The sequence below is a fragment of the Sphingobacterium spiritivorum genome (assembly GCF_016724845.1).
GTDB classification, from domain to species: Bacteria; Bacteroidota; Bacteroidia; order Sphingobacteriales; family Sphingobacteriaceae; genus Sphingobacterium; species Sphingobacterium spiritivorum_A.
This window is the reverse complement of record NZ_CP068082.1, coordinates 4,255,650-4,275,512: the sequence shown is the minus strand read 5'-3', so window position 1 is coordinate 4,275,512 and position 19,863 is coordinate 4,255,650. Positions and strand designations below refer to the sequence as shown.

Sequence of the window (19,863 nt, the reverse complement as noted above, 5' to 3'; positions counted from 1 at the left end):
ACGCTGTTGAATAGTTTAAGTTTCCTAGTTACTACTTTATAATATAAGCAATGTAACCTCTCCCTAACCCTTCCGACAAGTCGGAACAAGTTATCTTTAAAAATGAGAGGGAATAGGTTTAGCTTTTAAAAACTGTAGTTTATATTAAAGATATCATAACTTCTCTCTGATTATCCCTTAAAAAGTAGAATAGATTCTATTGCAGTAACGGTATTATAACTTCTCTCTCCTTCTCAAGGAGAGATGCCCGAAGGGCAGAGAGATTAATATTAAATGCTAAGAACCTCTCCGTATCCACTCTAACATTTCTTAACACGTTCTTCTTAAAACTAGAGAGAATAACTTTGAAATGGATAAAGTGTGTTTGTCTGCGTCTGATGGTGTCCTCACCGGGAGTATAATAATTTCGATCTTACCATTTGGCGGGGACGCCAAATAACGCTGTTGAATAGTTTAAAAGACATCATAACTTCTGTCTCCTTAGAAAGTATAGATGAACTGGTATAGCAAAGAACAAAAAAGCCGTTGCATGCAACGGCTTTTTTGTTTATCGTACCATCAGATCGACAAGTTGCTGTACATCAAGGGCAATAAAAGTATCGTAATCTAATGTTGACTCTATAATCTGCTTCTGTTGTTTTTCGGAGAATATACGTGCCAGATTACGCTTGTATTTTTCGATAAGTTTGGGAATACCTTCTTCACGACGACGAGGATGGCCGATAGGATAAGGTACAAATACTTCCGGCAATACCGTTCCATCCTTCATTTCTACTGTCAAAGCATTGGCAATAGCACGTTTCTGCGGATCATGGTAATCTGCTGTAAATTGCGGATCTTCCAGACAGGTCATCTTATCACGAAGTATATCTATACGTGGATCCTGCGCAATATTGTCTTCGTAATCTTCAGCGGTCAAACGGCCAAAGATCAGCGGCACAGCAACCATATACTGTATACAGTGGTCACGATCTGCCGGATTATGAAGCGGTCCTTTCTTATCAATGATACGAATTGCAGCTTCATGTGTACGGATGGTAATCCGGGCAATATCCTCTACCGATTTACCTACAAGTGCGAGTTGTTCATGCAATTGCATAGCTGCTTCAGCAGCGGTCTGCGCATGGAATTCTGCAGGAAAGGATATTTTGAACAGAATATTTTCCATTACATAAGAACCATATGGCCGTTGAAACTTGAATGCCTGTCCTTTGAAAGAGACATCATAAAATCCCCAAACCGGAGCAGTTAATACCGAAGGATAGCCCATTTCACCAGTTTGTGCAATAAGTGCTAACCGTACAGCACGCGAAGTTGCATCTCCGGCTGCCCAGGATTTACGGCTTCCAGTATTAGGTGCATGCCTGTAGGTACGTAATGCCTGACCATCCACAAAAGCCAGAGATACAGCATTGATCAGTTCCTCCCGGTTCAGTCCGAGTAATTTACCTACTACAGCTGTGGATGCGACCTTGACCAGAATAACATGATCCAGTCCGACTTTGTTAAATGAATTTTCCAGCGCCAGTACTCCTTGTATTTCATGTGCCATCACCATGGCCTCCAGCACCACTTTTGCCTTCAGGGGTTTTTCACCGTTGGCTACACGGGTACGGCTCAACCAATCTGCAGTAGCAAGAATTCCTCCCAGATTATCTGAAGGATGCCCCCATTCAGCAGCCAGCCAGGTATCATTAAAATCCAACCAACGGACAATAGTTCCAATATTAAATGCTGCCTGTATTGGATCCAGCTGATAAGCTGTTCCCGGGACTTTGGCTCCGTTAGGTACAATAGTTCCAGGCACAACCGGACCTAAGAGCTTAGTACATGCTGGGTACGTCAATGCTTCGAAGCCACAGCCAAGTGTATCCAAAAAACAATAAAATGCAGTGCGCCAGGCTACGTCACTCTCGACTTTGTAATCCAGTACATAATCAACAATATCCGTCAGTACCTGATCGGGTTGTGGTCTTTCATTCGAAATAATTGAAGCCATTTTTATATAAAATATAAAGTTTTAGTGTAATTAAGTATTAAAATAAGTTATGTTATATGTATTTATCTTTCAGAGATTGGCACATAAGCTCTGTTTTCCGGTCCAATATAATTTGCACTCGGACGTATAATCTTCCCGTCCTGCCGTTGTTCAAAGACATGAGCAGACCAGCCAGTAATACGCGCCAAAACAAATAAAGGGGTAAACATCTCCGTTGGTATTCCCATTAAATGATAAGATACTGCAGAATACCAGTCCAGATTAGGAAACATTTTTTTCTCTTCCCACATGACCGTTTCCAACCGCTCGGCAATACTGTACAGGGTCATATCTCCTGCTTCCTCTGATAATTCTCTGGCGATCATCTTGATTACCTGATTACGGGGATCTGCTATGGTATATACCGGATGTCCAAAACCAATGATTACTTCTCTATTAGCCAATCGCTTACGTATATCTGCTTCTGCCTCATCCGCATTGGCATAACGGGTCTGAATTTCAAAAGCGACCTCATTAGCTCCGCCATGTTTAGGCCCGCGTAGTGCACCTATAGCCCCGGCAATACAGGAATACATGTCTGATCCTGTACCGGCTATAACACGTGCTGTAAATGTAGAAGCGTTAAATTCATGCTCTGCATATAAGTTGAGCGAAACCTGCATAGCTCTTACCCAGGATTCAGATGGTGGAGTACCGTGTAAGAGATGTAAAAAATGTCCGCCCAATGTCGCGTCTGTTGTTTCGACAGCTATCTCACGTCCGTTCTGACTGAAATGGTACCAATATAACAATGCCGAACCCATAGAAGCCATTAATCTGTTGGCAATATCACGTGCTCCGGCCAGGGAATGGCTTTCTTTCTCCGGTTGAATGCTACCAAATACGGATACATAAGTCCTCAGTACATCCATAGGATGTGCTGTAGTCGGCAATTGTTTCAGGACATTCTGTAAAGCTATAGGCAGTCCTCTCTGACTGATCAACTGCGCCTGATAAGACAGCAATTGAGCCCTTGTGGGCAGGCTGCCATATATTAATAGATAAGCTACTTCTTCAAATGTCGCCTGATCTGCCAGATCCAGAATGTCATATCCACGGTAATGCAGATCATTACCACTCTTTCCAACTGTACTTAATGCGGTATTACCTGCCGGTACTCCCGAAAGGGCAACACTTTTCTTAGGCTTAAAGCCCGTTTCATTTGTTTCTTTCATCATACTTGGTATTGAACAATTGATCTAATCGGTTTTCATATTCGTAGTAGTCTATACTTTTGTAGAGCTCTTCCCTAGTCTGCATAGTATCCAGTACTGCAGCCTGGCCTCCATCTTTTCGTATATGACTGTACACATTTGCAGCCGCCTTATTAGCCGCCCGAAATGCGGAAAGCGGATACAAGACAATAGCAACCCCGGCTTCGCCCAATTCCTCTGTGGTAAATAAAGGTGTCTGCCCGAATTCCGTAATATTTGCGAGAACGGGTAATCCTGTTGCCTCACTAAAACGAGTATATTCCTCCAGTGTGTGTACAGCTTCAGCAAAAATAAAGTCGGCTCCGGCTTCTTTATATGCAACAGCCCGTTCGAGTGCTTTATCAATTCCTTCTGATGCTAATGCATCTGTACGGGCGCCGATAACAAAATTGATATCAGTACGGGCATCTACCGCAGCTTTGATTCTGTCTGCCATTTCGTCCGTACTAACGAGTTCTTTACCCGGGCGGTGGCCGCAGCGTTTGGCTCCTACCTGGTCTTCCATATGCACCGCAGCTGCACCGGCTTTTACAAGCGAACGGATAGTACGGGCCACATTAAAAGCTGAAGGACCAAATCCTGTATCAATATCCACCATCAACGGCAGTGTACATACGTTGCTGATCCGTTCTACATCGATCAGCACATCCTGTAAATTGGTAATACCCAGATCAGGTACACCTAAAGATCCGGCAGCGACACCTCCTCCGGAGACATAGATAGCCTTAAATCCGGCCTGTTGTGCCAGCAAAGCATGATTAGCATTGATCGCACCGACCACCTGCAATGGTTTCTCATTCTTGATTGCTTCTCTGAAAAGAAGCCCTGGAGAGTTTATCATATAATTGGAAATTGAAAATAAACAGAAAGCGGCCAGAGGATTTTAGACGTTTCTGTTTTTATGCACGAATGTAAGACACTTTAAATTTTTAGAGTCTAAACCTTCTTTTTAAAGATACAAATAAAATTTTAGCGTGTTCAATATTTAATGACGCAATCTAACCGTATCATTTATTTTAAAACGTTTGATCACGATCAATTATTACAATCTAAAAACGCTTATTGAGGAGAAAAAGAGATTAAACCAGAGGACTACCGGAGTGAAATTTTAAACATTTGGATTTTAAGATCTTAGAGCTGTATATTTTAATCAAAGGTTCCATCCGGCACGTAGAAAAATTCCAGTTCTCTCTTGTTATTAATCTGGCGGCAGCCTCCGTTTGAAGGAGCATAATCTGTGTAGTAATATCCAGTACACTTCGAGAATTATGATCATAAATCACGAATCCTTTTTATCCTGCAAAACCATCAATTTGTATATTAGCAATATACAAAGTTGGACGGCACGTTGACTTCTGCTTGAAAGATGACTGTAAAAATAAACTATACTCCTATGAAATTACCGGATATTATACTTTTATTAACCGCTATCAGCACGGCATTGATGGCAGGTTTTTTTTACTCCTATTCTATTTCCGTCAGTACGGGGTTAGGAAAACTGACAGATTCAGAATACTTAAGGGCAATGCAACAGATAAACAAAGCCGTGCTTAATACACTCTTCTTTGTCTGTTTTATGGGATCGCTTATACTTCTTCCGTTAGCTACGTTTCAGCATTACAAAAGTTCTTCATCAGCGTTTATCTTACTAGTATTTGCCAGCTGCTGCTATATATTTGGAGTGTTTGCTGTCACGGCAATTGTAAATGTACCTCTTAATAACCGACTGGACGCTTTTCAAATTAACGATTCTACAGCAGATCAGATTCGGGAAATGCGAGATATTTTTGAAGAACGGTGGAATTTCTGGAATAACATACGAACTTTTGCCGCTATTGGCACTATAGTTCTGGTGCTTATTTCCTGTATTACAAAATCCAAATAACGGCTCTGGAATTCTTTAATCGAGGCTAGGCTGAGAAATTTTGAGGTTGTTATAATCCGCTATATAGCGAATGAATACATCCTGATTATAGCTCTTTTCTCTTGCTAAGCTTTGAGAAAGTACAGATTCATCCTCAATAAGTTTCAACAGATTATCAGCTCGTTTTTTTGTTTGTTTTCCAAACAAATCCATTGCAGAATTTGCAATTTCGACTATCTCGCCTGTAGATTTTTTCACAGCATAATACTTTACAGATATGGAAGCAGTCGGCCCCATTACTGTCTCACGATTTCCAACTCCGTAATTCCTATGTCTGGGAGAACCATTATACATCTTTTCGAAAGCATATATCGCAATTTCACCCTCCTGTACAAGCTCTGCAAATACAGGCTTCACAACAGCTGTCTTCTCCATAGTACTTTGTACTGAAGACGGAATATAAATCTTATTTGCTGAAGCATTATAAGCCCTGATAACCTCAGTCGGTTTGTATACCTTATTTCCGTTTTCACTTTCAAATTTCAGCTTATTGGCTTTTAGGGATCGGATCTTTCCGTATAGCGTATCTCCTTGCATAGTGATTATATAATCAGCTACCGGAGTCTGCACCTGACTATAGGTATTTGAAACCATTATACAGAAGCATACTATAACTGCTGTTAAAGAGAGAGCATTATTTTTCATAACATTATATTACAATCTAAGGCTACAAAGATAAAAAAATCCGGGGAGACTAAATTTCTTTTGAATGATCAATCTAGTAGCAAAGCTGTATTGCTTCATAAAAGCCACCTGATCTGCTCTGTTATCAAATTTAAAACTATTAGGTCAAACAGATTTGCATATTTGGATAAAACGTACAGTTGATTTGTAACAAAAATACACTTCCTCCCGAAGTAAACACAGTCGCAGTTTTAAAATACTTAATAAATACAGTAAGTTAAATTCCGTAACCACTTTTTGTGTTGCAAATCATCATTATTGCTGTATAAAAATAATTTTTTTATGCTGAGCCTCACAGCACTGTGTTATAAAGAAAAATTAGCCGGTTTCAGGGATACAATACTTCCCATACATTCAGCATCTTTGTGCTAACAATATGTATTAGTATTACAACATGAAGAGAATTAATATTACGTTGGTTGCATTACTTGTTTTTTGCACCACAACATTTGCACAAAGCAAAAAAATGTTCAGAATTGATTACAGTTCTTTTTCACAGGAAGAAGCAGACAACAGCCAGGACAATGAACAGGAAATTATTTTCCAGGGCTGGGTAAATAAGGATTTTATCCGCTTTTACGTACATGGGGAAGATCCGACAGTACAACTTACAAATAAAAAGACAGGCAGTTCTACGATGCTATATCCCGGACTAAAACAATTTGGAACTATATATGGTGAAAATGAAGCTCCCGCTGACCACAATTTTGATGATCTGAAAATTCAATATGTGGCTGGAAAGCAAAAAACAATTGCCGGATATACCTGTAAACTTGCACAAATCAATGCTTCTGAAGATACAGACGGAGCCTATTCACTGGAAATCTGGTATACCGAGCAGATACCTAGTATTTATTGGGGAGATTACGAATTCCTAAAAAAACTTCCTGGTGCAGCACTAAGTATGAGTGTTATGGGAAGCGGTTTTATTGCCAATAAAATTGTGCAGGAAGATGTTTCAGAAACGTTGTTAACTATACCTCAGGATTACGCTGAAATGGAGGAAATTGCAGAAGAAGCTGTCGAACCAGAATCGCTTGGAGAAGGTGTCTACCAATATACAGATGAAGCCTCTGGATTATACGGACTAAGAGATGAGGAAGGGAATGTAATTACACAACCTAAATTTACGTCTATACTGCACTTTTACGATGGTAAAGCAGTAGCAAGTGATGCGAATTATAACTATGGAACTATTGACCCTAAAGGTAACATTGTAATTCCTTTCATTTACAGCTTCATGTCCTATGATGCCAATACCGAACAATTTCTTTTCAGTAAAGAAGACAAATTCGGATTGATGGACAAGAATGGTAAAATGTTGATTGATGCTAAATATGAAATGCTTTCCTTTTTTGAACACGGAACTGCTATCTTCCAACAAAATGGTAAAAGTGGTCTTATTGATGAGCAGGGTAAACAAATCGTTCCGGCAAATTATGGGTATATCGCGGACCGGAATGCAACCCATTTTATTGCCGTAGAGGGTGAATTGTACAGTCTCTACACGATAAAAGATCAGAAAAGACTAGGCGGCAATATTCAGTTCATCGGTACTACGGAAGATCCGAATATATTTTTAGCACAAAAAGGTGATAAATATGGTTTCCTGGATCAGAACGGTAAAGTAATGATACCTTTCAAATACGCTTATGCAACAGGTTTTTCTAACGGTGTGGCCTATGTAGCAATGGATGCTGACATGGAAGATCTCTTCCTTATCAACACCAAAGATGAACGTGTAGAGGAAGAAAAATAAGTTTTATAAAATTATAAAACTGAAAATAAGACACTTACACTTATTATAAAAATTTATAAAACAAATAGGCTGATAAGACGTTTTATATAGTACAATAAAATTATTGGTTAGTTTAAGACTAAAGGTTTTAAGACATAACGAATAATTTTAAAAATAGAAAGCCCGGGACATAAAAACCCCGGGCTTTTGCTATTTAGGCTATTATCCCCGATCTATCTGAATAATTTTACACAGCCGGCGCGGACGCCAACTGACGCGACTTGCTGTGAAAGAGACATCTTGATTCATCTGAGTAATGATATACAGCCGGCGGAGACGCCAACTGACGCATAGAAATCCATCAAAATTGTTTTCACTTCTTGTGAAGGACAAAGCTCAAGCTTACTGCTGTGGAGTATAAATCTTCCCTTGGAGATCCATATAACAGGACTTATCCTCCTGACTGACTATGATAAATACTTTTGCTGTCTGACGCGTAATATCCGGACTTTCCTTACTATATGCTTTAGTATTCATGTAGTCCAGATATTCCAGCTTATATCCCTTCGGAAGTGTATTAATATATTTCAATTCATACGTATCGATAATACGTTGTTCTGTCAGCACATATCCCACAGTTGTCTTGACAGGCATGTAATAGGGATAATGTTCCTGACTACTTTGATAAACCCAGTTATACATGCGGGAAGAAAGGCTGTCTTTAAGTCTATACTCCCCTTTATGATTTTTATAGCTGTATTTGGTATCCCGGTCACCTAATGGCTGTACAAGAAACCAACTTGATGTTGTATCCTTTACTCCTCCGACAGGAATGAGCTTTTGATGCTCAAAATCAAAACCCGTTAAGGATTCGCCATCACTCGCTATAATACCAAAATGCGTCACATGCGGATCGGACGTGGTCTTGCCTGCTATAGCGTATACTTTTCCATCAATCCACAAAGGTATCAGCTTAGGTTCCTTTACATTATACGATGTATACAGGTCTGAATACGCTGTAATTTCTATAATGTCGCCGGCTACTATTTTATATTCAAATCCGGTATATCCATTTTCAGAAGATATGGATTTAATATTCGGATTTGGGGATCTTCCGTATTGCTGAGGTGGCATAACCAATTCTGCCACCTGTTCAGAATGTGTTCGCAGTTTTCCCTCCTCATCTAAAGTCAGAGTATAAAATAAATCATTTTTGTAGTCATTGAATGTACCTATATATCCTTCCGGTTTGAACAGATATAAGGTATTTGCTAAAGCCGGAACAATTATTTTCATCGTTCTCTGATCCAGATACCCCCATTTTTTACCTTGTTGAAATGGTATCATGTATGGCCAGTCCTTAAGTGTAATTTTTGCCAGATGTAATTTCATACTTTTAAATTCTGCCGCTTCAGCAACAGGGCCGGAAGAATTCTGCGCATTTAGCGGATAGCATAAACTAATGAAAATTAGGAAAAACAGGTATTTCATAGGGATATTCAATTTATGATCTGATCGAGACAATGAATAATCTCAAAATTACTTAATTAAAAAGGGTATTGGTATAGCTGATATCAGGGATTATTATGCCCTCAGTTTACAATCTTTGTTAATTGTTGTTAATTGTTAACTAATCAGACTACTACAAGAAAAATAAAACATATTTTTATGAAGACAATAAAACCTTAGACTATGAGAAACATAACCTTAACCTGTCTCCTTGTTTTGACAGCGACCCTAAGTCTTGCACAGAAACAAAAGGAGCAGCATCTTAAAGTAAGCAACAAATACAGCATTGGTCAGCAGGTAAGTGATGAAGAGTACACTGTTACATTAAAACAAATCCGAAAAATATCAGATTCTACTTTCCTGATGCAAATACAGGTCAATGATATCTATTATTCAACAGTAGACAATAGATTCAATATGACATTATCAACTGCTCATCCGAGCAAAAACAGGAACATTCAGAATACGACAGCTACGATTCCTTATGTGCTGTTATATGGAAGGCCTATCCAGTTTGAGGTGACAAACGGAAAAGTAAAAATTGACTCTTTAAAACTTCGTTCAGAATTACTCCGACAATTAACAGACTGGCAGATTACGCCAGAATATCAGAGCAATATTTTGGCCAATACACTAAGTAAGAGTCAGACAATGGCTCAATATTTATTTTTTTCAAAAGAGAAGAGTAAACTAAACGGTCAGATACAGAAAAAAGATAAAAACCAGGCTTCCTTTATTCGGGACGAAAATAATACAGAGGAAAAAACTCAGGAGAAAACAATATTTGACATCCATACGTTTCAAATAACAGAGGCCAGCCTTACTACAAAAGTAGATCAGGATGTAAACAATAAGGGTGTAAAAAGTGAATTTTACTTTGCCGTCCAACCGTCTTCATTACCTGCGGTAAAATCTGATGCTGAAAAAAACTATCTGGTCATGATTATTGAGGGAAGTGGATGGAGTCAGGCAGTAATGACTAACAACGAAATTGACAGTATAAAACTAAAGAATTACATCAGCAAATACGATCAGCTCTACGGTGAACGTCCGGATTTCAATAGTATTAAACTGGGGCTGATACAACGTCAGGGAAATTATGAAACCTATAAAGAAGAGCTTAAGAAAATAAGACCACTTCTTTTAAAGAGTACCTATCACCTTTCCAATAAGATTGTCTTTGATGATTTAAGTGAGGCCGATTTTATCGAGATTGTACCTTTACTGGATAATGAACAACTCTATTCCTGGGCTCAGAATGATCTTTACCAACATGTCTTAGCCGGAAAAAGTGAAGCTATTAATAAGCTATCCAAATTATCGGTTTCTTTCAGTGAAAGAGAAAAAACAGCGGCCACTCCCATGATACTATGGCATAAAGCCTTTTTAAATAAAAATAATGCAGACAGTCTGCTTTACTATGGCCATGCACTTTTAGCACTTGAACCCTCCTACTGGAATGATGGGAATGCCAGCAGATATGCTTTATTTATCTGCAAGTTATTGGGTGAAAAAAATAAAAGTACTGCAACAGCATTTCTGGATCAGATTATAAGTAAACTAACTCCTTTGGCTGAGGATGAGCAAAATGGCTATCGAATTGTTAAAAAGGCACACCTCGCCTACTGCTACTATCTGCATGCGACGGAAGCAGATCCGGCTCAAGCTCTTGCCTATACGGAAAAAGCAGTATTTTATTCCCACGAGAATAAAAATGAGGATCGACGTGTCAATAGTTATGAAAGATCATTTGGTGTAGCCAAAGAAAATTACAATGAAAAATACCTCGACATGCTGGCTCAGAACGGGCAAAAAGATCTGGCTTTGCAAAACTATGTAAAGGAATTTTTGATAAATCATTCCGGTAATTTTAGCGGATTAAAGAATTTTTATGAAAAGCAATTTGATTCCGTTTCCTTTGGTCAGTATTTTAAAGATAAGATTATTCCGCAGTTGGCAGATGCACCGGCATTTGAGTTAACTGACCTGAAAGACAAGAATGTAAATATTGATCAGTTTAAGGGCAAATGGACGGTAATAGATTTCTGGGGAACATGGTGTGGTCCCTGTGTTGCTGAAATGCCAAGACTCAATACCTATCATGAAAAGCTAAAGGAAGATGATAAAAGCAAAATAGATTTTATCACCATTGCATGCAATGATACAAAGGAAAAGGTGGAGGCCTTTTTAGCTAAAAATAAGTATACGATTCCGGTATTGATGTCTGATGAAAAAGTGCAGTATAGTTACAAAGTACCGGGCTATCCAAGCAAATTTATTGTAACGCCTGAAGGAAAACTAATATCAACAATGTTTGGCTCTGATTGGCAAAGTTTTGTTAAACAACTGGCAACATTGTATTAGTATAAATCTACTTGAATTAAAAGGATTGATAATTATTTTCTTAAGTCTTATATTTGCGGCAAACCGATCAATAATTATTAACCAGACCAACAGGTAGAGATGCGAGGTGTCAACAAGAAGATTTTAGAACAGAAATCAAACGCTGAACTTGAAGAATATATCCGACCGGGTAGCCGTTATGTGGCTCAGGCAATAAAATATGCTTTTGAAATATTGCAAAGCAGAGGAAGAGAATTTTCAGAAGAGGAAAAACAGGAAATTATAAAACAGCTACAAGAAAGAGAATTCTCAGAGCAGAAGGAATTATATTGGGATAAAAGCGTGCTCGGAGATCCGAATGTGCCTGTCTTATATTCTCAATTTGCGCTCTGGGCATTCAGTATATGTTTTGGGGTATTACCGGGCGCAATCTTATTGGCCATAAATTTCAATGAATTAAAAAACAGAAAGATGACGATTCTAACTGTTTTATTTGGATTATTTTTCTCCGCAATACATTTGGTTTTAAGGCAATATTTGATGTTGTTAACTTCGACTCATATCGTTTCTATGCTTGGCTGGAATTTTCTATTTACAGGAATCGGAGCAGCAATTTTACATCTGTTTTGGAATACGTCTATTATCAAGGAACTTGTCTTTCGTAAGAGATCTGTTCTTATACCCGGAGTGATTTGTGTTATATACATGTTATGGGGGTCGCTACTCTATTTCGGAAACTTTGTGTAATTTTTTAATATAATAACCCCGTACCGGCTACAGTCGGTACGGGGTTATAAGATCTTAATATAATAGTCTGAAAACCGGCTATTTATTAATTTTTTTGATATTCTCTATCCGGTTTAGCAGGTCTTTGTAGTGAACCGCTTCAAAATCCTTTGATTTTTTGGCAGATTTTGCGATCTTTTGTTCAACCTGCAGCAATGCTTCATACATAATAATACGCATATCCGACAGATTAGGGTTGTAAGGTGTCAGACCTGCTGCTGCGTAGGCTGTCTCCTGTACAGGTTTATCAAGTTTCAGCAATACGCCTAACCGGTCTACATACGCACGTTGTAATCCCCTGCTGAATACATCATTGGCATTAGATTCAAAGATCTGTTTCTCCAGATCATTCAACAGCTCTTTTACAGTATAAGCCTGATTCCCATTTTTAAATTCATCATCCAGCATGCGTGCAAATCCGTATGTTTCCATCAATGAAGTAAGCACCTGATTTTGCATTTCGACTATTCGATTGACCATTGTTCCGTAATCTACACGGGAAAGTAATGTAGAATCCAATAACCACGTAGGCGTATGGAAAACCTGTCTCCCAACAAAGTCAACAGCTCTCTGCTGTTTATCCTTACTTACATACGTGAATACAGCACCAGGCTCGCCCATTGTTTTCACATCTTCTGTCATCGCTGCAACATTTGCCAGCACATGATTAACATAGCGGCGATACTGGCGCATAATTTCCAGATACAATTCTTTAGTACCGCTTAAATCATCCGCATTATCATATGTCCATTTTTCCAGATTCGGCAGGATGTAACGCAGATTGGCAATTCCATAATCACTTGCCTTTACAGCATCGTTCCCCAGATCTTCACTCTGTGCACGCGGATCCATAGACCCCTGTCTGCCATAGAAATATACAGGATTCTTTACTTTCTCCCGGATCTGCAGTTCTAATGTACGTTCTTCCTGTTCCGGAGTCTTTCCGGTAAAATAGCGGTAACCAAAGTCAATCGCAAAACGGTCATACTCTCCTATTTTAGGATAGATCTGTTTCACTCCGTCACCTGGCTGTGCTACATAATTGAACCGTGCATAGTCCATTACAGAAGGTGCTGTTCCATATTTTTCGGTAAATGCAGGAGAACGAAGGGAGTCTACATCATATGCTGCACTGGATCCGAAGTTGTGGAGCAATCCTAAAGTATGTCCGACTTCATGTGAAGATACAAACCGAACCAGTTGTCCCATCTGCTCATCACTAAGTTTGGCACCACGTGCTCCATCATGAATAGCGGCAGTCTGTACAAAAAACCAATTGCGAAGTAATGACATTACATTGTGATACCAGCCGATATGGCTTTCGATGATTTCTCCTGATCTCGGATCAGATATACGCGGGCCATATGCATTTTCAGTTTCCGAAGCAAAATAACGGATGACAGAATAGCGTGCATCTTCCGTGCTGAATTCCGGGTCTTCCTGTGGAGTCGGAGCCTCTCTGGCTACGATAGCTTCTTTAAATCCAGCTGCTTCAAAGGCCTCATTCCAATCGTTTACACCAGCGATCAGATAAGGCACCCATTTCTTGGGTGTAGCCGGATCAATATAGTATACGATCTGCTTCTTAGGCTTGACCAGTTCACCTCTGTTGTACGCTTCCAAATCACTGGGTTCCAGTCGCCAGCGCTGAATAAATGCTTTTTTGGTTACTTTTTGATCATTTGCACCAAAATCAATCTTGCGGTTAGAAAAATAACCTACTCTCTGATTATCATAACGTGGCTGCATAGGGACTTTTGGAAGTAATACCATGGAAGTATTGAGTCCGAAAGTCATCGCTCCGACTGTCTTATCTGCGGGCAGATCGGGCGTTTTAAATGTCTTGATCGTTCTGACCTCCACATTCTCCGGAAAAGCTTTGACTGTATCAATATATGAACGGGAAGCATCGATACCTGCGATTTTATATGTTTTCTTCAGATTCTCGGGTAATTGCATCCCCGGAATATCCCCGTTGTAGAAATCTGTTACATCAATCACTACATTTCGGCCTCCTTCGTTAAACGCTTTTATATCAAAAGCAGCCAGAATAGGCATAGCATTGGAATTGGCTAATGCCTGGTTGATATCTGTATTTCCTGTAGCCATGTAGGCATAGCTCGGGACACGGATATAAATTGTATTTTCTCTGCGATGCCATTGCCACAACTGATCATTGATCATCTCTCCGCCGTACTGTGACCGGAATTCTTTAAGTCCGACAGGTGTCTGCGTAAAGCGTGTGACCACCAGCATATCCCTGTTCAAAAGGCTATCCGGTATCTCCATATAATACTTATCACCAACACGGTAACTATTAAAGAGCCCTTTACTTTTAACAGCATCTTTACTGATCAGTTCATCAAATTTTTTGATCTTATCCTTTTTAGGTTTATCCTCTTCCTTCTTTGAAGTATCTGATTTATCTGTCAGTTTGACCAGACCGGACCATTTGCCTGACTGGGCATAAAGAGATCCTGTCCCCATAGTCATCATCGCCAATGCGATGGTTATCTTACTTATATATCTCATTTCTGTCTTTATGTATATGGATTACCAACCCGGATTCTGGGGTTGAAGATTTGTATTGACACCCAGCTCTGTAAGCGGTATAGGCATCCAGTAATTCTTTTCTGTAAATACCCGTGTTCCGGCAGATTTTGCAGCATATTTAAAGGTGCCATCTGTATTTTTAGTGATCGTCACGCCATTTACAGACTTATTCAGTACCACATCTGCTGTTTTCCAGCGTCTCAGATCCTGATAACGGATATTATCTTCAAAAGCAAGCTCTATCCTTCTCTCTTTCTGTATACGCTGACGCATTTTGTCTTTATCCAGACCTTTGGGCAATTCAGGCATCCCTACTCTTTTGCGTATAGCATTTACCGCATCGTATACACTCTGTACAGGTCCTTCTGCTTCATTCTTCGCTTCTGCAAAATTCAACAGGACTTCAGCGTAACGCATAATTACCCAGTTGGTGCTGCTCCCGATACTTGCATCTTTATTGTAGTCGAATTTTTCATCAATAAATTTCTTCATATAATATCCTGTCGGGCTTGGATTTGTTCTTGGCATATCTTTACCACCAGTAAAAGCTTCTACTGCCCGATCCTTAAACATACTTCCATTATACAGGATAGATTTTTCAAATCTCGGATCTCTTCCTTTATAAGGATTTGATTTATCGTAACCTGATCCGGCTTCATCAATAGCCTTTCCATTGGCCATTTCATACATATCTATCAGATCCTGTGTAGGGCAATTGATACCCTTGCCTCCGTACCCTGTAGGACTATTGTTTTTATCAAATGCATGTTGTTTTTCACCCTTCAAACCATTGTATCTGAATTCGAGAATCACTTCAGGGCGGGTCATTACATTTTTAACCAGAAATACATCGTTATATTCTTTCTGCAACTGAAAGGCGTTACTGTTGATAACCGCCTCAGCTGCATCAGCAGCTACTTTCCAGCGGTTTATGTTTTGCTCCGTGTTACTCAGCGGACTGGCTGCCCAAAGCAGTACTCTTGTCCGGAATGCCAAGGCTGCATCTTTGGTAATCCGTCCCCACTCCTCTTTGGCATAAGTTGCCGGTAATTCAGAGGCTGCCTTTTCAAGTTCTGAAGCGACAAATGCCATTCCTTCTTCATGCGACACTTTATGCGGTTTATCTTCTGCTTCTTCTATAGGCTGAGCCTTTAATAAAAGCGGCACATCTTTAAAAGAAGAGAACATTTGAAAATACAAATAGGCACGCATAAAACGGGCTTGCCCCAATAACAGGCGTCTGTCCTCCTCATTCAATACTTTTGCCGTTTCAGCTCTGCCTATAAAATAATTGATCTTCCGGATCTGTACGTAGGCATCTTTCCATAGATTACGTTCCGGAAATGTGCTGTTGAAAAAGTCACCCGTCAGGTAAGCTGTTATCTTTTTTTCTTCGGAACCAATCAGCTGCAGGTCATCAGTCACTGCAGCAGGTACATACGTATTGGTAAATCCGGTATTTAAAAATGTATAGAATTCATTGACCGAAAGTTTGATCAGTGCCGGATCTGACCATACGGTCTCTTCAGATACCAGATTGAGCGGCTTGCGATCTAAAAAATCCTTCTGACAGGATGAAAATCCTATCAGTCCTGATAATAATAAAATACGAAGTATAGTGTTGTTATTTTTCATGGATCAAATGCATTAAATGTTAAAGACCTACGCGAACTCCCATAGAGTAGATGCGTTGTGGAGGATATAAGTTGGCTGTTGCACCGGTAGATTCCGGATCATATCTTCTGTTTTTACTGATCGTAAACAGGTTTTGCCCCTGCACAGTGATACTCATAGATCTCAGACCTGCAGCTTTGATCCAGTCTTTTGGAATATCATAAGCCAGCTGTGCTGTTCTCAATTTGATATAGTTTCCGTTTTTCACATAAAAAGTAGATGGAAGTCTGTTATTCTCATGATTAGACAATAATCTTGGATAACTGGCGTCCGGATTATCCGGAGTCCATCTGTCTAAATGAAGTTCATAGAAATTAGCAATATCGTTGGCAGCAGTATAATTGATAAATACGTCTGTAGAGGCTTGAAAAAATGCATCTACAGATAAACCTTTCCATGCTGCACCCAGATTGATTCCGTATACAGTCGGCGGATTGATATAGCGGGCCTCAAATGCACGATCCGGGCTACCACTGTACAATTCTACTACCCCATCACCGTTCATATCTTCATACTTGATATCTCCCGGCTTCGGAGTAACAGGAGTGCCATTAGGACTGCTCAGATATTTAGGCCAGTTGGCCACATCTGCCTCATCTCTGAAGATACCTTTTGCATTCAGAATACGAACCATTCCAATAGCAGATCCTTCCTGACGTAAACCCGGCAATACAGCATCGTTTTCTCCATAATCTACTGCACGGCTTTTTGTATACGTCATGTTGATCCGGGCATTGATCTGTACATCTTTTATACGGCTTCTATGTGACAATGCAGCTTCATAGCCATAGTATCTTTCTTTTGCAAAATTCTGCAAAGCAGGAGTCATACCAAATGACAATGGCACATCATATGATCTGGAACGCAGAATATCAAACTTATTCTTATTATAGTAATCCAGCTCAAATCCCAGCTTACCTTTCCATAGAATGGCATCCACTCCGATATCAAAGGCATCTACTTTCTCCCAGGTAATATTCGTATTAGGAACAGTAAGATTTGAAATTCTGGTCAGTGGAGTAATCGCATTATTTGTCCCGAATACATATCCAGCCGGCATGATGGCATAATTATAAAAATAGGTATACAAGCTACCGCCATCATTTCCTAACCGTCCAAATGAAGATCTGATTTTCAGATTGTCAACAAATGAGAAACGCTCTTTGAAAAAGTCTTCTTCAGATACAATCCAGGCGGCTGATACTGCCGGGAAAAATGCATTACGCTTTCCTTTCGGATAGTAAGGTGAACTGTCATATCTGAAACTTCCTTCTACCACATAACGCTGATCATAGCTATATACAAGACGGCCAACGACACTTTGTCTTGCATTTTCTGTAGAAGAACCTAAGTTTTTCTGGGTACTGGCGTCTCCAAGGAAAAGCTGATCTAAGCTCGCTACAGGAAAGTTACTTCTGTCGGCGGAGAACATTTCACTTTTAAATTCATTTTGTTCATAAAGTGCCATTGCATCGACATGGTGGTCTCCAAACTTTTGCTTATAGTTTAATTTCACCTGTACATTGACATTGTTATTCTGGTTGTAAGACTGACTCAGGTAAGGTTTTTCCGAACCATTCTGCAACGTATATTCTTCTCTGTCCTGTGCTAATGTATATTGCGGAACAGGTGTAGTAAATCCTTTCTGAAAAGCGTTGTTACGGTCTACAGTTACTGCAGCACTTGCGGATAATCCCTTAATAAAAGGAATCTGCTGTGTCAATCGGAATGAACCTGTAAATACGTTTCTTGTGGTCCGGTTATAACCACTTTCGGCTAATACATCTGAATAGGGATTACCTGAAAATCCGGAATAAGCGTAATATCCGTTAGAGAACTTAGCCGGAGCTATAGATCCCAATGAAGCCAGTCTGCTAAAGATCGTCTCTGCATATGCTGCCGGATTATTTGCCGTCTCACTGATATAGTTAATACCTACGGAAAGATTTGTATTTGGCGTCACATCGTATTCTGTATTACTGACAAGGCCATATCTTTTGAGGCCGGAGGTTTTCATCAGACCATCCTGATCGGTATAGGTTCCGCTCACGAAGTAACGGGCATTTTTGCTGCCTCCGTTTACATTTACATTGTGGCGTTGCAGCATTGCTGTATTATTAAGCACTTCTTTATACCAGTCTGTATTCGGATAACGATCCGGATCGGTGCCATCTCTGAATTTTTGCAACTCATCATTTGTATACTTACTGCGTGGTGAAGAACCTTTTTCAGCTACATCATTATCATACATCTCATTATTCAGCAATGCATACTGATAGGAATCCAGAAAACGAGGTAATCTGGTACTTTCCTGAAAACCAAACTGTCCGCTGTACTGAATATCCAGGCGCTCTTTATTACCTTTTTTGGTGGTAATGAGGATTACACCATTTGCACCGCGCGTACCGTATACCGCAGCGGCAGCATCCTTAAGCACAGTAACACTTTCAATGGAGTTGGGATCCAGTTTATCCATTTCCATACCAATGATTCCCTGCCCTTCTCTGGCCACTCCGTCAATAACGATCAATGCTTCACCCATTCCGCGTATTTTGATAGTCGCACGGTCACGGTCAGGTGCTCCCGAAGTCATCGTAGACGATATTCCGGGAGCCCTTCCCATTAAGGTGTTAGATAGATTGACTGCCGGAGATTTTGCAAGCTCATCCCCTTTGATCGTATTGATAGCTCCCGCGACCAATTTCTTTTGCTGGGCACCATACCCCACTACAACAATATCGTTAAGTTCAGTTATTGCTTTAGAAAGCACAACTGCAGCATTTTCATTATTTTTAACTTTGTACTCTGCCCTTTGGTATCCAAGAAAACTGCATTCAAGAACATCACCTGCCTGTGCACGGATGCTGAACTCTCCTTCATTATTGGTAGAAACAATAAGCCCGCTTCGTTTATTACGGATAGTTGCACCAGGCAGTACAATACCCTGATCATTACGAATAATGCCTTTAATGACTTCTTCCTGCAACGTCAGGATAGAGACCGCCACACCCAATTCTTTCTTTTTCTTAAGGACTATATTTTTATCAGTCACGACATATGCAATGTCTGTTTCATTGAAAATAGCATCCAGAGCCTGTTTGACAGATGCATTGACAATATGTACATTTTTAACATTTGTACGTTCGAGAAGCTGATCATCAAACAAAAAGTTATATCCTGATTGTTTTTGAATTTCTTTGATTAAATTTTCAATCCGCAGGTGACTACCCCGGATATTAATGGTCTGTGCCTCACCCTTAAAGGATACGAGGACAAAAGCTACAGCCAGCATGAAGACAGTAATTTTCATTACCCATAATAATTTCAGGAGAACAGTACGTAGTCCTCCCAATCCCACATTATAATTCATATATTTGAAGAGTTTAGGTTTAAGCGAAGG

At 39.8% G+C, this 19,863-nt stretch carries 12 protein-coding genes; 4 read left to right on the top strand and 8 right to left on the bottom strand.

Translation table 11 applies throughout. The features are described 5' to 3' along the window. Positions 1–547: 547 nt before the first annotated feature. From I6J03_RS18140 to prpB, 3 genes are all read right to left on the bottom strand, one after another. A complete protein-coding gene (locus tag I6J03_RS18140) occupies positions 548–1,999 on the bottom strand; it encodes a bifunctional 2-methylcitrate dehydratase/aconitate hydratase (protein WP_003003212.1) in 1,452 nt (483 codons plus the stop codon). Positions 2,000–2,061: 62 nt separating this feature from the next. Beyond that, positions 2,062–3,216 carry a bifunctional 2-methylcitrate synthase/citrate synthase gene (gene prpC, locus I6J03_RS18135; RefSeq protein WP_003003213.1) on the bottom strand — a complete coding sequence of 385 codons (1,155 nt, stop codon included), beginning with the start codon at positions 3,214–3,216 and terminating at the stop codon, positions 2,062–2,064. Beyond that, entirely contained in the window at positions 3,197–4,093 is an 897-nt protein-coding gene (gene prpB, locus I6J03_RS18130) for a methylisocitrate lyase (protein ID WP_003003214.1), read from the bottom strand. Before prpB ends, prpC begins: the two co-directional genes overlap by 20 nt. Before the next feature lie 552 nt (positions 4,094–4,645). Between prpB and I6J03_RS18125 the strand changes: the two genes are divergently transcribed. Then, entirely contained in the window at positions 4,646–5,137 is a 492-nt protein-coding gene (locus I6J03_RS18125) for an anthrone oxygenase family protein (protein WP_039989709.1), read from the top strand. Between the two features lie 15 nt (positions 5,138–5,152). Here I6J03_RS18125 and I6J03_RS18120 read toward each other — a convergent pair whose 3' ends face one another. Beyond that, on the bottom strand, positions 5,153–5,821 hold the full coding sequence (locus tag I6J03_RS18120; RefSeq protein WP_236586199.1) for a hypothetical protein: 669 nt from the start codon (positions 5,819–5,821) through the stop codon (positions 5,153–5,155). A 433-nt stretch (positions 5,822–6,254) separates the two neighbouring features. Here I6J03_RS18120 and I6J03_RS18115 point away from each other — a divergent pair, with 433 nt between their 5' ends. Beyond that, positions 6,255–7,619, top strand: coding sequence for a WG repeat-containing protein (locus I6J03_RS18115; RefSeq protein ID WP_003003218.1), 1,365 nt, complete (start codon positions 6,255–6,257; stop codon positions 7,617–7,619). A gap of 381 nt (positions 7,620–8,000) precedes the next feature. Here I6J03_RS18115 and I6J03_RS18110 read toward each other — a convergent pair whose 3' ends face one another. Continuing rightward, positions 8,001–8,990, bottom strand: coding sequence for a hypothetical protein (locus tag I6J03_RS18110; RefSeq protein WP_236586198.1), 990 nt, complete (start codon positions 8,988–8,990; stop codon positions 8,001–8,003). Positions 8,991–9,290: 300 nt separating this feature from the next. Here I6J03_RS18110 and I6J03_RS18105 point away from each other — a divergent pair, with 300 nt between their 5' ends. Together I6J03_RS18105 and I6J03_RS18100 are read left to right on the top strand one after the other, a co-directional pair. Next, on the top strand, positions 9,291–11,471 hold the full coding sequence (locus I6J03_RS18105) for a TlpA family protein disulfide reductase (RefSeq protein WP_003003220.1): 2,181 nt from the start codon (positions 9,291–9,293) through the stop codon (positions 11,469–11,471). A gap of 99 nt (positions 11,472–11,570) precedes the next feature. Next, positions 11,571–12,197 carry a hypothetical protein gene (locus tag I6J03_RS18100; protein ID WP_003003221.1) on the top strand — a complete coding sequence of 209 codons (627 nt, stop codon included), beginning with the start codon at positions 11,571–11,573 and terminating at the stop codon, positions 12,195–12,197. Positions 12,198–12,275: 78 nt separating this feature from the next. On the opposite strand, the gene I6J03_RS18095 is transcribed toward I6J03_RS18100, so the two are convergent. The 3 genes from I6J03_RS18095 to I6J03_RS18085 are packed head-to-tail and all read right to left on the bottom strand — an operon-like array spanning position 12,276 to position 19,833. Then, a complete protein-coding gene (locus I6J03_RS18095; protein ID WP_003003222.1) occupies positions 12,276–14,768 on the bottom strand; it encodes a zinc-dependent metalloprotease in 2,493 nt (830 codons plus the stop codon). Positions 14,769–14,789: 21 nt separating this feature from the next. Continuing rightward, positions 14,790–16,424, bottom strand: a complete 1,635-nt coding sequence (locus tag I6J03_RS18090; protein ID WP_003003224.1) for a RagB/SusD family nutrient uptake outer membrane protein — start codon at positions 16,422–16,424, stop codon at positions 14,790–14,792. 19 nt (positions 16,425–16,443) lie between these two features. Further along, positions 16,444–19,833 (bottom strand): TonB-dependent receptor, encoded by a 3,390-nt coding sequence (locus I6J03_RS18085; protein ID WP_003003225.1) that lies wholly within the window; start codon positions 19,831–19,833, stop codon positions 16,444–16,446. Positions 19,834–19,863 lie beyond the last annotated feature (30 nt).

What these genes read in the sequence shown, in the direction of transcription:
- I6J03_RS18105 (WP_003003220.1), top strand. Translation starts at nt 9,291, where the DNA reads ATGAGAAACATAACCTTAACCTGTCTCCTTGTTTTGACAGCGACCCTA.
- I6J03_RS18100 (WP_003003221.1), top strand. Translation starts at nt 11,571, where the DNA reads ATGCGAGGTGTCAACAAGAAGATTTTAGAACAGAAATCAAACGCTGAA.
- I6J03_RS18140 (WP_003003212.1), bottom strand. Translation starts at nt 1,999, where the DNA reads ATGGCTTCAATTATTTCGAATGAAAGACCACAACCCGATCAGGTACTG.
- prpB (WP_003003214.1), bottom strand. Translation starts at nt 4,093, where the DNA reads ATGATAAACTCTCCAGGGCTTCTTTTCAGAGAAGCAATCAAGAATGAG.
- prpC (WP_003003213.1), bottom strand. Translation starts at nt 3,216, where the DNA reads ATGATGAAAGAAACAAATGAAACGGGCTTTAAGCCTAAGAAAAGTGTT.
- I6J03_RS18085 (WP_003003225.1), bottom strand. Translation starts at nt 19,833, where the DNA reads ATGAATTATAATGTGGGATTGGGAGGACTACGTACTGTTCTCCTGAAA.
- I6J03_RS18115 (WP_003003218.1), top strand. Translation starts at nt 6,255, where the DNA reads ATGAAGAGAATTAATATTACGTTGGTTGCATTACTTGTTTTTTGCACC.
- I6J03_RS18120 (WP_236586199.1), bottom strand. Translation starts at nt 5,821, where the DNA reads ATGAAAAATAATGCTCTCTCTTTAACAGCAGTTATAGTATGCTTCTGT.
- I6J03_RS18125 (WP_039989709.1), top strand. Translation starts at nt 4,646, where the DNA reads ATGAAATTACCGGATATTATACTTTTATTAACCGCTATCAGCACGGCA.
- I6J03_RS18110 (WP_236586198.1), bottom strand. Translation starts at nt 8,990, where the DNA reads ATGAAATTACATCTGGCAAAAATTACACTTAAGGACTGGCCATACATG.
- I6J03_RS18095 (WP_003003222.1), bottom strand. Translation starts at nt 14,768, where the DNA reads ATGAGATATATAAGTAAGATAACCATCGCATTGGCGATGATGACTATG.
- I6J03_RS18090 (WP_003003224.1), bottom strand. Translation starts at nt 16,424, where the DNA reads ATGAAAAATAACAACACTATACTTCGTATTTTATTATTATCAGGACTG.